11 protein-coding genes are annotated in these 12,103 nt (G+C 75.4%); 2 read left to right on the forward strand and 9 right to left on the reverse strand.

Features of this window, described 5'->3' with window-relative positions:
* Positions 1-67 precede the first annotated feature (67 nt).
* The 7 genes from DT057_RS31350 to DT057_RS31380 form a co-directional block, all read right to left on the reverse strand.
* Entirely contained in the window at positions 68-1,999 is a 1,932-nt protein-coding gene (locus tag DT057_RS31350) for an amylo-alpha-1,6-glucosidase (RefSeq protein WP_128565972.1), read from the reverse strand.
* Positions 1,996-3,516 (reverse strand): glucose-6-phosphate dehydrogenase, encoded by a 1,521-nt coding sequence (gene zwf / locus DT057_RS31355; protein ID WP_128565973.1) that lies wholly within the window; start codon positions 3,514-3,516, stop codon positions 1,996-1,998. Before zwf ends, DT057_RS31350 begins: the two co-directional genes overlap by 4 nt.
* Positions 3,517-3,621: 105 nt before the next feature.
* A complete protein-coding gene (locus tag DT057_RS31360) occupies positions 3,622-4,383 on the reverse strand; it encodes an ABC transporter permease (protein WP_128565974.1) in 762 nt (253 codons plus the stop codon).
* On the reverse strand, positions 4,380-5,141 hold the full coding sequence (locus DT057_RS31365) for an ABC transporter permease (RefSeq protein WP_128565975.1): 762 nt from the start codon (positions 5,139-5,141) through the stop codon (positions 4,380-4,382). The genes DT057_RS31360 and DT057_RS31365 overlap by 4 nt, the downstream gene beginning before the upstream one ends.
* Positions 5,138-6,025 carry an ABC transporter ATP-binding protein gene (locus tag DT057_RS31370; RefSeq protein ID WP_128565976.1) on the reverse strand — a complete coding sequence of 296 codons (888 nt, stop codon included), beginning with the start codon at positions 6,023-6,025 and terminating at the stop codon, positions 5,138-5,140. Before DT057_RS31370 ends, DT057_RS31365 begins: the two co-directional genes overlap by 4 nt.
* Positions 6,022-7,095, reverse strand: coding sequence for an ABC transporter substrate-binding protein (locus DT057_RS31375; protein WP_128565977.1), 1,074 nt, complete (start codon positions 7,093-7,095; stop codon positions 6,022-6,024). Before DT057_RS31375 ends, DT057_RS31370 begins: the two co-directional genes overlap by 4 nt.
* 38 nt (positions 7,096-7,133) lie before the next feature.
* Complete coding sequence (locus tag DT057_RS31380) at positions 7,134-8,012, reverse strand: isocitrate lyase/PEP mutase family protein (RefSeq protein ID WP_128565978.1); 879 nt, start codon at positions 8,010-8,012, stop codon at positions 7,134-7,136.
* 446 nt (positions 8,013-8,458) lie between these two features.
* On the opposite strand from DT057_RS31380, the gene DT057_RS35745 reads away from it, so the two are divergent.
* Both DT057_RS35745 and DT057_RS31390 read left to right on the forward strand, forming a co-directional pair.
* A complete protein-coding gene (locus DT057_RS35745) occupies positions 8,459-9,250 on the forward strand; it encodes a hypothetical protein (RefSeq protein WP_162501562.1) in 792 nt (263 codons plus the stop codon).
* Positions 9,251-9,439: 189 nt separating this feature from the next.
* Entirely contained in the window at positions 9,440-10,357 is a 918-nt protein-coding gene (locus tag DT057_RS31390) for a 2-dehydropantoate 2-reductase (protein WP_128565979.1), read from the forward strand.
* Positions 10,358-10,403: 46 nt separating this feature from the next.
* On the opposite strand, the gene DT057_RS31395 is transcribed toward DT057_RS31390, so the two are convergent.
* Complete coding sequence (locus DT057_RS31395; RefSeq protein WP_128565980.1) at positions 10,404-10,721, reverse strand: Rieske (2Fe-2S) protein; 318 nt, start codon at positions 10,719-10,721, stop codon at positions 10,404-10,406.
* Complete coding sequence (gene fahA / locus DT057_RS31400) at positions 10,718-12,028, reverse strand: fumarylacetoacetase (protein ID WP_128565981.1); 1,311 nt, start codon at positions 12,026-12,028, stop codon at positions 10,718-10,720. Before fahA ends, DT057_RS31395 begins: the two co-directional genes overlap by 4 nt.
* Positions 12,029-12,103 lie beyond the last annotated feature (75 nt).

The raw sequence follows: 12,103 nt of genomic DNA on the forward strand, positions 1-12,103 counted from the left end.
CGCTCCGGCCGGCCGGCGCCGGCATCATCGTTCCGGCCGGACCGGGGAGCAAGGCGGCCCATGGTGCTCAGGGGTCGAGGTCGAGCATGCGGCGCACCCGGATCAGCTCGCCGAGGGACCAGGCCTGGAACGGGCAGCCGCCGGGGCGGTGCGGCGGGTCGCCGTCCGCCACCTCCGAGACGTGGCCGAGGCCCGCCTCGCCGAGATGCGCCGTCAGGGGCGGCAGGAACCGCTCGCGCGCCTCGGCCTTCGCGGCCTCGCTGCGGTCGCGCACCCGCAGCCAGGCATCCACGAAGGGGCCGATCAGCCAGGGCCAGACCGTGCCCTGGTGGTAGGCGCCGTCCCGCGCCCCCGGGTCGCCCCGGTAGCGACCGACATAGGCCGGGTCGTCGGGGCTGAGCGAGCGCAGGCCGAGCGGCGTCAGGAGCGCCCCCTCGACGGCGTCCACCACCGCCCGGGCCGGCGCCCCGGTCAGGACCGGGACGGGCAGGCCGCCGACCGCCAGGATCTGGTTCGGCCGCAGGCGCGCGTCGGCGGTGCCGGGCCGGTGGTCGCAGTCGAGGACGTCGTGGAGCGCCCCCGAGGGCCCGACGAAGCGCCCGAAGGCCGCCCGCGCCCTCGCCTCGGCCTCGGCCCAGCGCGGGGACCAGCGCGTCGCCGCGACGTGCAGGGCGTTGATCCAGAGGGCCTGGATCTCGACGGGCTTGCCGATGCGCGGCGTCACCACCCGGTCGCCGACCTTGGCGTCCATCCAGGTGAGCTGCACCCCCGGAACGCCGGCCCGCAGGAGCCCGTCGGCGTCCGCGCCGATGCGGTAGCGCGTGCCGGCACAATACCCCTCGAGGATCGCCTCGCAGGCCCCCCGCAGCCGGTCCGCGACCGCGTCCGGCACGGGCCGGGCGGCCGCCTCGCAGGCGCTCAGGACGTCGTGGACCGCCACCACGTACCAGAGCGAGGCGTCGACGGCGTTGTAGTCCGGCGTCTCGCCCCGGTCGGGGAAGCGGTTGGGCATCATGCCCTCGCTCACCGCCCCGGCCCAGGCCGACAGGATGGCGAGGGCGGGCGCGAGCTGGCCTGCGGCGACGAGGAGCCCCCGCATGGCGATGAAGGTGTCGCGGCCCCAGTCGGTGAACCACGGGAAGCCGGCGACCAGCGTGCGGCCGCCCGGGCGGTCGACCTGGTAGCTCGCCGCGGCGAGCGCGAGGGGCGAGGGCGCGGCGGCCCGGCGCGCCCGCTCCCCGGCCACGAGCCGCTCGGCATGGGCGCCCGCCCGCGCCGCGAGGTCGTTGCCGCTGCGCAGCACCATCACGGCGGGCTCCTCCGCGAGGTCGAAGCCGAAGCGCCCGGGGCTGCCGAGGTCCTCGGTGTCGTCGAGGCCGCGCGCCCGCTCCGCCGCGTACAGGAACTGCCGGTACCAGTCGGGCCCGTGCGCGTAGGTCCCGTTGGTGAGCGCCGAGACCGGCGGCAGGTCCCGGTAGGGCTGCCAGCACACGTTGGGACCCCGCACCGCGGCCGTGAAGTCGAAGCCCGGGTTCTCGCGGTGCAGCCCGTGGTAGTCGCGCCCCGAGAGCAGCGGGCGGACCTCCAGGGCGCAAGCCCCCGTCCCGGCCTCGCGGCGCCAGCGCAGCACCGTCTCGCAGGCGTCCGGATCGACCAGGATCTCGTGCACGATGCGGGTGCCGTCCGGCAGCGCGAAGGTCCAGGTCGGCCAGGGCCGGGGCGAGAAGGCCTCGATGCGGCGCCAGCCGTCCGGATGGATCACGTCCGGCGCGTAGCGCTGCGTCGAGAGCGCGAAGGCGCCGGCCTGCGTCCGCGCCGTCACCTCGACGCCGTTGACGAGCACGACGCGGCCCGTGGGGGGCGTCGTGGCGGTGAGGAGCAGCGCGTGGTAGCGGCGGGTGCGCAGGGTCGCGGCGGTGCCGGAGGCGAAGCCCCCGAGGCCGTCGGCCTCCAGCCATTCCGCGTCCTCGCGGGGCGCGCCCACCGGGGAAGCGCTCACGCGCCGTCGAGGGGCAGCCAGTGCCGCCCGTCGCGGGCGAGCAGGGCGTCGGCGTCGGCCGGGCCGGCGCTGCCGGCCGCGTAGGCCTGGGGGGCGCCGCCCTGGCCCCAGCCCGCGACCAGGGGCTCGACCACGGCCCAGGAGGCCTCGATGTTGTCGGCGCGCTGGAACAGCGTCGCGTCGCCGATCATGCAGTCGTAGAGCAGGGTCTCGTAGCCGACGTTCGGCTTCTCGTCGAAGAAGTCCTTCTCCCGGTAGCTGGTGCTGACCTTGGCGAGCCGCATCGTCGGGCCCGGGACCTTGGCGTTGAACTGGGTCACGGTGCCCTGGTCGGGATCGACCTGGATCCGCAGGATGTTGGGGGCGAGCTGGTCGACGGGCGTGTCGCGGAAGAGCTGGTAGGGGGCGGGCTTGAAGTGGACCGCGATCTCGGTGCGCCGCCCGGTCATGCGCTTGCCGGTGCGCAGGTAGAACGGCACCCCGGCCCAGCGCCAGTTGTCGATGGTGAGCTTGAGGGCCGCGTAGGTCTCGGTCCGGCTGTCCGCCGCCACGTGCGGCTCGGCCCGGTAGGCCGCGACGTCGCGCCCGAGCAGCCGGCCGGCCGCGTACTGGCCGCGCACCGCGTCCGCGAGCGGCACCGGGCGCACCGCCTGCACGAGCTTCGCCTTCTCGGTGCGCACCGCCTCGGCGTCGAAGGAGTTCGGCGGCTCCATGGCGGTCATGCACAGGAGCTGGAACAGGTGGTTCGGCACCATGTCCCGCAGCGCGCCCGTCGGCTCGTAGAAGGCGCCGCGCTCCTCGACGCCGATGGTCTCGGCGGCGGTGATCTGGACGTGGTCGACGTGCTCCCGGCGCCAGATCGGCTCGAACATCCCGTTGGCGAAGCGGATCGCCATGATGCTCTGCACCGTCTCCTTGCCGAGGAAATGGTCGATCCGGTAGAGCTGCGGCTCCTCGGCCACGGCGAGCAGGCGCCGGTTCAGCTCCCGCGCCGAGGCGAGGTCGCTGCCGAACGGCTTCTCGATCACGACCCGCCGGAAGGCGCCGCCCTCCTGCTTCAGCAGCCCGGCCGCGCCGAGGTGCTCGACGATCGGCGCGAAGAAGCGGGCCGCGACCGCGAGGTAGAACACCGCGCTGCCCGGCACCCGGGCGGCGATGTCGCGGTAGGTCTCGGGGGCCAGGAAGTCGCCCTTGAGGTAGTGCAGGCGCTCGCGCACGAAGCCCCAGGCCTCGGGATCGATGCGCTCGGCGTGGAACTCGGCGCCGGCGTCCTTGGTGAAGGAATCCATGGTCGCCGTGAGGTTCTGGCGCCAGGACTCGTCCGAGCCGTCGACGTGGTCGATGCCCCAGACGGACAGTTCCCCGGCCAGGAGGCGGCTGCCCGCGAGGTTGTAGAGCGCCGGCATCAGCAGGCGCTTGGTCAGGTCGCCGCCCGCCCCGAAGATCACCAGCGTGCAGGGCGGGGCCGCCTTGGTGCCGGAGGCCGCGCGCCCCTCCATCGAGATCGGTGACGCCATGCTGGCCTCCTTCGCGTGCCCCGGCGTCGCCGCGGCCGGGCATGCGGTGAAGCTAGCTCGCGCAGCGCGGGTGGCAAGGCGTGGCCTCGCGGCCTGGTCGATGCCCTATCCCCGCCGCACGTAGCGCCGGTCGAGCCAGAGCAGCGCCGCGTTGGCGCCGACCGCCAGCACCACGACCGTCAGGATCACCGCGGTGGTGAGCCGGACGTTGTGCAGGGCGGTGCCGTTGACGATGAGGAAGCCGAGGCCGGCCTGCGAGGCGAACATCTCGCCGATCAGGACGCCGAGCAGCGTGAGCGAGAAGCCGACCCGCAGGCCGGCCACGATCTCCGGCAGGGCCGCCGGGGCGAGCACGAACCGGACCGTCTGCGCGCGCGACAGGCGCAGGGCGCGGGCGGTGCGCAGCAGCACCGGGTCGAGGGACTTCACGGCCCCGAGGGTGAACAGCGCGATGGGGACGAACCCGTGGATGACCCCGAACGCGACCTTGGCGCCGAGGCCGAGCCCGAAGACCAGCAGGATCACCGGGTAGAGGGTGATCTTCGGGATGGCGTAGAGGCCGGCGAGGAGGGGCTCGGCGACCTCGCCGGCGAAGCGCCGCAGGCCGAGCCAGAGCCCGAGCGCGAGGCCGATCGCCGCCGAGAGGGCGAGGGCGGCCGCGAAGGCCTGCGCGGTGGCGGCGCAGTGGCCCCAGAACGCCGCCGTGCCGGCGAGCTGCCGGAGGGCGCCGAGCGCGGCGGCGGGCGAGGCGAGGGCGGCGTCCCCGGCGTAGAGGTGGAGCCCCTGCCAGAGCGCCAGCAGGAGCCCGGCGGCCACGAGGGCGTCGCGCCCCCCGGTGCGGGCGGGGGGGCGCGCGGCCCCGCTCACGCCCGGGCCCTCCGGCGCATCAGCCGCGTCTCCCACAGGTGCAGCAGGAGGTTGAGCCCCGTGGCGAGGCCGAGCACGAGCAGCATCACCGCGTACATGGTGCGGTTCTCGAACCCGTCATACGCGAACGAGATGGCGTGGCCGAGACCGGCATCCGCCAGGATGAACTCGCCCGCGATGATGCCGATGACCGCGTACGCGAGGGCGAGCTTGCAGCCGGTGAACAGGAACGGGGCGGCGCTCGGCAGCACGATCGACGCCAGGGTGTCGAGGCGCCCGAGGCGGTGGACCCGGGCGGTGCGCAGCAGCACCGGCGGCACCCGGTCGAGGCCGTTCAGCGTCGCCATCATCATGGCGGGCAGGCCGAAGGCGGTGCCGAGCACGATCAGCGGCGCCTGGTTCAGACCGAGGATCGCGACGAGGAGCGGGTAGAACACGAAGGTCGGGACCGCGTAGTAGGCGGCGAGCAGCGGGTCGAGGGCGCGGCGCAGGCGCGGCAGGCCGTGGACCGCGACCCCGAGGGGGAGGCCGAGCCCGACCGCGAGGGCGAGCGACGCCGCCACGGCGCCGCCGGTGTGGATCAGGTCGGCGTTGAGCTCGCCCGACCACAGGAGCCCGGCGAGCGCCGCCGCCATGGCGCTCGGGGGGATCAGCGTCAGGGGCTGGATCACGCCCGCCCGGCACAGGAGCTCCAGGGCCAGCACGGCCCCGGCGAGGAGCGCGAGGCGGGCGGCCGCGACCGCGGCGGACCGGCTCACGCCGTCGCCCCCGGTCCGCCGATCGCCTTCAGCGACTCGTCGCGCAGGCGCGCCCAGAGCCGCGCCGTCACCGTCCCGAAACCGGCCTCGGCGACGAGGCGGCTGTCGCGCTCCCGCGGCCAGCCGGTCTCGACGAGGTCGATGAAGCGGCCCGGGCGGGACGACATCACCCCGACCCGGTCGGAGAGCATCGCGGCCTCGTCGAGGGCGTGGGTGATCAGCAGCACGGTGGCGCCGGTCTCGCGCCAGAGGCGCAGCAGCTCGTCGCCCATCAGCAGGCGGGTCTGCTGGTCGAGGGCGCCGAAGGGCTCGTCGAGCAGGATCAGGCGGGGCCGGGTCACCAGGGTGCGGGCGATGCAGACGCGCTGGCGCATGCCGCCCGAGAGCTGCGCCGGGTAGGCGGCGGCGAAATCCGCGAGACCCATGAAGCCGAGGGCGTAGTCGACCCGCCGGGCGGTCTCGGCCGGGTCGGTGCCGGCGCGCCTGAGGCCGAACGCGATGTTGTCGCGCACCGTGAGCCACGGGAAGGAGGCGTCCTCCTGGAAGACGATGCCGAGGCCCTCCGGCACGGCGCCGTCGACGGGCCGGCCCTCGAACAGGATCGTGCCGGCGGTGGGGCGGCTCAGGCCCGCCAGCAGGTCGAGCAGGGTCGACTTCCCGCAGCCCGAGGGCCCGACCACCGCGAAGAACTCCCCCGCGCGCAGGTCGAGGTCGACCGGCCCGAGGGCCGCCACGGGGCGCGCGCCGGGGTAGACCCGGGTCACCGCCGAGAGGACGGCGTGGCTCTCGCGGGGACCGGGCGCGTCCCGCGCGCCCGCGGTCCCGCGGGGACCGGGCGCCTCCCGCGTCCCCGGCCCGACCCGCGGCCGCGCCTCGGGCCTCACTGGGTGCCCTGGAGGTCTTTGGGCAGGAACGAGGAGTCGGTGACCTCGCCCCACTCCACCGGGGCCTTCAGGCGGCCGACGAGCTTCATGCCCTCGAGCATCCGGTTCATGTTGGCGAGGTTCAGGCGCCCGTCGCCGAAGTAGCCGATCTCGACGAAGTGCCGGAACACCGTGCGGTAGAGGGCGGGATCGCCGTTGTAGGCCCTGGCCACGATGTCGGCCGTCTCGTCGGGGTGCTCCCGGATGTAGGCGACGGCCTCGCGGCGGGCGTCGATCAGGGCCCGCAGGGTGTCGCCGCCGGTCCGGGCGAACTCCGTGGTGGTGATGCCGACCGTCTGGGTCACGGCCGGGTCGACGCAGTCCCGGGCCCAGAAGCCCGCCCGCACCTTGCCCTGGTTCTGCGACCAGAGCGGCTCGCCGGTCATGCCGGCATCGACCGCGCCGTTGAGGACCGCCGAGAGGTTGGCGCCGAGGTCCCCGGCGGCGACGAGCTGGAGCGCCTTCTGGTCGATCCCGGCCTTCCGCAGGCACATCAGGATCAGCATGTTGGTGACCGAGCCGGGCGCCGTGTAGGCGATCTTGCGGCCGGCGAGGCCCGAGAGGCCGGCGAGCGTCGAGTCCGGCCTGGTGATCCACAGGATGTCGGCGACGCTCTCGACCCCGCCGCTGACGATCTTGAGGGGCTGCCCGGACTGGATCGCCAGGATCGCGGCCGGCAGCGCCACCTCGCCGAAGGGCAGGCCGCCCGCCAGGGTGTTGCGCACCGAGGTGCCGCCGCCCGCCGAGGTGAGGAAGCCCGTGATGTCGAGGCCGCGCTTCTGGAAGAACCCCTTCTCGCGGGCCACCGCGTAGGGCGCGCCGTAGAAGGCCGAGCCCCAGTGGGTGACCGTGATGGTCTCGGCCCGGGCCGGCAGCGCGGCGAGGAGCGCGAGCCCGCAGGCGGCGCGGGCGAGGAGGCCCGGGAGCCGCGCGGCGCATTGTCCAAGCCGCGCGGCGCATTGTCCAAGCCGCGCGGCGCATTGTTCAAGCCGCGCGGCGGTTGCCGCGGGCCTCGCGGTGCGTGTCGGCATCGGCGCCATCCTCCTCGGCATCGCGCGCGCCCCCGGGGTCACTCGGCGGCGTCCCGCTCCGGCGCGCGGAAGCGGGTGCGCAGGGCGTCCCACTCGTCGGCCCCGAGGCGCCGGAAGCGCTCGCGCAGGTCCGGCGCGCCGTCCGAGGCCGGCGTCCGCCCGCTGCGCCGCAGGTCGGAGAGGGCGGCGTCGAACGCGTCCATGGCGGCCCCGAGCAGGAGGCTCGGCAGGATGGCGAGGCGGTAGCCCATGGCCTGCGCGGTCGCGAGGTCGACGTCCGGCGTCTGGCCGCCCCGCACGATGTTGAGGAGGCAGGGACCGGCCACCCGGGCCGGCACCGCCGCCATCTCGTCGAGGCTCCGGGTCGCCTCCACGAAGGCCATGTCGGCCCCGGCCGCCAGGGCGGCGTTCGCCCGCGCCACGGCCTCGTCGAGCCCCGCCACCGCCCGGGCGTCGGTGCGGGCGACGATCAGGAAGTCGGGGTCGCGGCGGGCCGCGAGCGCCGCCCGGAGCTTCGCCAGCCACTCCTCGCGCGGGACGATCTCCTTGCCGTCGAGGTGCCCGCAGCGCTTGGGCGAGACCTGATCCTCGATGTGCAGGGCGGCGACCCCGCGCATCTCGTACTCCCGCACGGCGCGGGTGACGTTGAGCTCGTTGCCGTAGCCGGTATCGGCGTCCGCGATGACCGGGACCGCCACCGCGCGGGCGAGGGTGCCGGCGTTGGCGGCCATCTCGCCCATGGTCACGAGGCCGAAATCCGGGAAGCCGAGGGCCGCGGCGGTGCCGGCCCCGGTCATGTAGACCGCCGGGTAGCCGGCCTGCGCGACGAACCGCGCCGAGAGCCCGTCGTAGGCACCGGGCGCCACGATCATCTCGGGGCGCGAGAGCAGGGCCCGCAGGGCCTGCGTCTGCCTCATGGCGTCTCTCCCGGCGGACCGTCTCCCGGCCCGCGGCTCCTCGCGGGAGGGACGCCGGCGCGCGGTCTCGAGGCGCCAGGGTAGGGGACGGGGCGGCCCGAGCGCAAGGGCCCCGGCCGGGCGGCGGGCGCCCCCCCGGACGACGCCGCCGGGGCCGGGGCGCCGCGGAAGACTGCCCCGGCGCGGCCGGTCCCGGGACCGTTGGTCCCGTTCGAGGCGTCCGGCATCGGACATCGACGCGATGCCTCGGGGTGGCGGCGACGGCGGATACGCGCGGCGGGACGCCCCGGCCGCCTTGTCGCCGCCTCACGAGGTCATGTTCGACATCAAGTCAGTGATGTTGCCCAATATAAGGAAAAACGCTTGGCTATTGCGGTCTTTGGTGCAGTATAGCCGACGCGAGGACGCAATCAGAACGGAACCATCCCGCGCGCCGGAGGAAAGCGATGTCTCGATCGATGGTGCTGCCGCTCGTCGCCCTGGCGCTGGCGCAACCGGGCCTCGCGGCGGCCCAGGCGCCCGCGCCGGCCGGCGACGCCCTGGGCGTGCTCCGCGGCTGGACCCAGGAGGTGCGGACGGTCGTCGCCTTCAAGATCCCGGACGAGGCCGCCCAGAAGCTGATGCCCGCCGGCTGGACCGTCGCTCCGGCGCAGCAGGGACCCGCGAAGGGCTCCAACCTCTCGGTCGTCTTCCGGGAGCAGCTGGCCGCGACGGGCCCGGACGGCAAGCCGTCCGGAGGAGAGGAGAGGGCCGCCGTCCTGGCGATCCCGGGCCGCAACGACCAGGACACGGCCTTCGTGATCGTGGGCGCCTTCAGCGACGCCGCCACGTCTCCGGGCTACTACAAGGTCAGCAAGCCCGCGACCGTCACGCTGGAGCGCCGGACGAGCGCCGTGAACCTCGCGGGCGCGACCGAGGAGGCCTGGCGCGTCACCACCGGGACCGGGGAGACGATCGCCTTCCGGGTCACCTACGACCGCGGCGCGCCGGCCCGCGCGCAGTTCAATTCCCGCAACATCTCCGCCGCCGACCCGAAGGTCAGGAGCACCTACCGGGTCGACCAGGGCCTCGACCCCCTCCGGAGCCAGCCCAACGCCGTCGACCGGACCAAGTCGGTGTCCTTCGAGGCGTCGGGCGGTTCGCTCGCCGGCCTCTTCGACGGCAAGGAGCAGATGGTCGCGGTGCTGTCGCTGCCCTGGTACTCCCGCCAGATCTACGTCCCGGCCGCCGTCGACTGACCGGGGAGCGCGGCGCCGGGGCGCGGCGCCCTGCCGTCCAGGCGCGGCGCCCTGCCGTCCGGGCGCGGCTCCCCGCCGTCAGGGCGGGGCGCCCCACGGGGACGCAGCCCCCTCCCGCGCCCGCCGCGCTTCACGCGCCCGGCCTCCGGGCCTTAACCTGCGGGATCGCGGACGGATGCGGGCGGGATCATGACGGACGGCACGGGACGGGCGGGCGCCATCGCGGTGATCGGCAGCGGCGCCATCGGCGGCTACCTGGCGGGGACGCTGGAGCGCGCCGGGCACGCGGTCACGCTCTGCGTGCGCACGGCCTTCGAGCGCCTGACCGTGGTGGACGCGGACGGCGAGCGGACCGTGCCGGTCCGGATCGCCGCGGCGCCGGCGGGCCTTCCTCCGGTCCCGTGGGTGCTCGTCACCACCAAGGCGCAGGACGTGGGCGGCGCCGCGCCCTGGCTCGACGCCCTCGTGGGCCCGGACACCACCGTGGTCATGGTGCAGAACGGGATCGATCACGCGGCGCGCGTCCGGCCCCATCTCGGCGCCGAGGTCCCGGTCCTGCCGGCGATCATCTACTGCTCGGTGGAGCGCACGGCGCCCGGCCGCATCGTCCACCACGGCAGCGCCCGGATGACCGTGCCGGCGGGCGAGACCGGCGCGGCCTTCGCGCGCCTGTTCTCCGGCACGCCCTTCACGATCACGCAGGAGGAGGACTTCGTCACGGTGGCGTGGCGCAAGCTCCTCGGCAACGCCGTCGCGAACCCGATCACCGCCCTCACCCTGCGCCGCATGGCCGTGTTCGGCGACCCGGCGATCCGGGAGCTGGCCCGCGGCCTCATGGCCGAGGTGGTGGCGGTGGCCCGCGCCGAGGGCGCGCGCCTCACCCCCGAGGACGGCGAGCACGTCCTCGACGTCTACGGCCGCGCGCCGGGGGACGGCGGCACCTCGATGCTCTACGACCGCCTCTCCGGCCGTCCCCTCGAGCACGCCTTCATCACGGGCGCGGTCGTGGCCGCCGCCGACCGGCACGGGCTCCCGGTGCCGCTCAACCGCGCCGTCCTGGCCCTGCTCGGGGCGACGAGCGGGCGGGGGCGGGAGGGCGCGGCGTGAGCTCACGGGAGGCGGCCGCGGGAGCGGCGCGTCCCGCGGGGCGGGCTCACGCGCCCGCCGCGATCTCCACCAGCACCTGCTCGCCCTCGACCCGCACCGGATAGGTCGCGAGGTCGCGGCAGACCGGGGCACCCTGCGCCCGGCCGGTCGCGATCTCGAACAGCCCGTAATGCAGCGGGCACTCGATGTAGCCCTCCACCACCTCGCCCTCCGACAGGAGGGCGTTCTGGTGCGTGCAGCGGTTCTGGGTGGCGTAGAGGGCGTCCCCGACCCGGTAGAGGGCGAGGGCGTGCCCGCCCGCCTCGCGGGCGATGACCGCGCGCCCGCCGAAATCCGCGAGGGCGGCCACGGCGTGCCAGGTCATCCGGCGCCCCCGACGATCACGGCGCGGCACTCCCCGAACCCGATCGGCGCGAAGCCCTCGCGCAGGCCGCGGGCCTTGAGGACGACCTCGTCGCCGTCCTCGAGGAAGCGGCGCTCCTCGCCGGAGGCGAGGCGGACCGGCTCCCTGCCGCCGTTGGTGGTCTCGAGGAGGCTGCCGTAGGCGCCCGCCTCCGGCCCCGAGAGGGTGCCGGTGCCGAGCAGGTCGCCGGGCTGCAGGTTGCAGCCGCCGCTGGTGTGGTGGGCCACCATCTGGGCCACGGTCCAGTACATGTGCCGGGCGTTCGAGCGCGACACGGGGTGGGCGGGCAGGCCCGCCGCCTTGAGGCCCGGCGTCAGGAGCAGCACCTCGAGGACGAGGTCGAGGGCGCCGGCGGCCTGGTCGGCCGCGTCGAGCAGGTAGGGCAGGGGCTCAGGGTCGCCCGCGGGCCGGGGCGCCTGCGGGATCCGGAACGGCGCCAGGGCCTCGGGGGTGACGATCCAGGGCGAGATCGTGGTGGCGAAGCTCTTTCCCAGGAACGGCCCGAGGGGCTGGTACTCCCAGCCCTGGATGTCCCGGGCCGACCAGTCGTTGAGGAGGCAGAAGCCGGCGACCTGGTCCTGCGCCGCCCCGACCGCGACGGGCTCGCCGAGGGCGTTGCCGGGCCCGATCCAGACGCCGAGCTCCAGCTCGTAGTCGAGCCGGCGCGAGGGGCCGAAGAGCGGGGCCTCGGTGCCGGGCGGCCGCGTCTGCCCGCTCGGGCGGCGCACCGGCGTGCCGGAGGGCCGGATCGAGGAGGCGCGGCCGTGGTAGCCGATCGGCAGGTGCTTGTAGTTCGGCAGCAGCGGGTTGTCCGGCCGGAACTGCCGGCCGGTGTTCTCGGCGTGGTGGATGCCGACGAAGAAGTCGGTGTAGTCGCCGATGGCCGCCGGCAGGTGGACCCGGCAGGACGCCGCCTCGTGCAGCAGCGCCTCGACCGCGGCCCGGTCGGGGCTGCCCTCGCGCAGGAGCTCCGAGACCCGCGCCCGCAGGGCCCGCCGCGGCCCGGCGCCGAGGGCGAGGAGCCTGTTCAGGCCCGGCCCCGCCGCGGCCTCGGCGGCCCGGGCCGCCTCGCCCGCCAGGAGCCCGGCCGCCAGCAGCCCGGGCAGGTCGAGGACGCGCTCGCCGATGGCGATGCCGGCCCGCGGCGCGCCGTCGGCCGGGGAGACGATCCCGAGGGGCAGGTTCTGGATCGGGAAGTCCGGGTGCCCGTCCGCCCCCGGCACGAAGGAGCGCAGGGCAGCGTCGTGGGTCGCGTCGAGGACGGGCATCAGCGGGCCTCCGGCCGGCTCGGGTCGAAGTGCTTGGCCAGTCTGCGGCCGTAGGCGCCGTACTCCGCCTGCAGG

This window comes from Methylobacterium crusticola (genome assembly GCF_003574465.1).
In the GTDB taxonomy this organism is placed as follows: domain Bacteria; phylum Pseudomonadota; class Alphaproteobacteria; order Rhizobiales; family Beijerinckiaceae; genus Methylobacterium; species Methylobacterium crusticola.

Excerpts from the sequence above, each read along its gene's own strand:
- DT057_RS31380 (WP_128565978.1), bottom strand. The coding sequence starts at position 8,012 with ATGAGGCAGACGCAGGCCCTGCGGGCCCTGCTCTCGCGCCCCGAGATG.
- DT057_RS31395 (WP_128565980.1), bottom strand. The coding sequence starts at position 10,721 with ATGACCTGGCACGCCGTGGCCGCCCTCGCGGATTTCGGCGGGCGCGCG.
- DT057_RS31375 (WP_128565977.1), bottom strand. The coding sequence starts at position 7,095 with ATGCCGACACGCACCGCGAGGCCCGCGGCAACCGCCGCGCGGCTTGAA.
- DT057_RS35745 (WP_162501562.1), top strand. The coding sequence starts at position 8,459 with ATGTCTCGATCGATGGTGCTGCCGCTCGTCGCCCTGGCGCTGGCGCAA.
- DT057_RS31390 (WP_128565979.1), top strand. The coding sequence starts at position 9,440 with ATGACGGACGGCACGGGACGGGCGGGCGCCATCGCGGTGATCGGCAGC.
- fahA (WP_128565981.1), bottom strand. The coding sequence starts at position 12,028 with ATGCCCGTCCTCGACGCGACCCACGACGCTGCCCTGCGCTCCTTCGTG.
- zwf (WP_128565973.1), bottom strand. The coding sequence starts at position 3,516 with ATGGCGTCACCGATCTCGATGGAGGGGCGCGCGGCCTCCGGCACCAAG.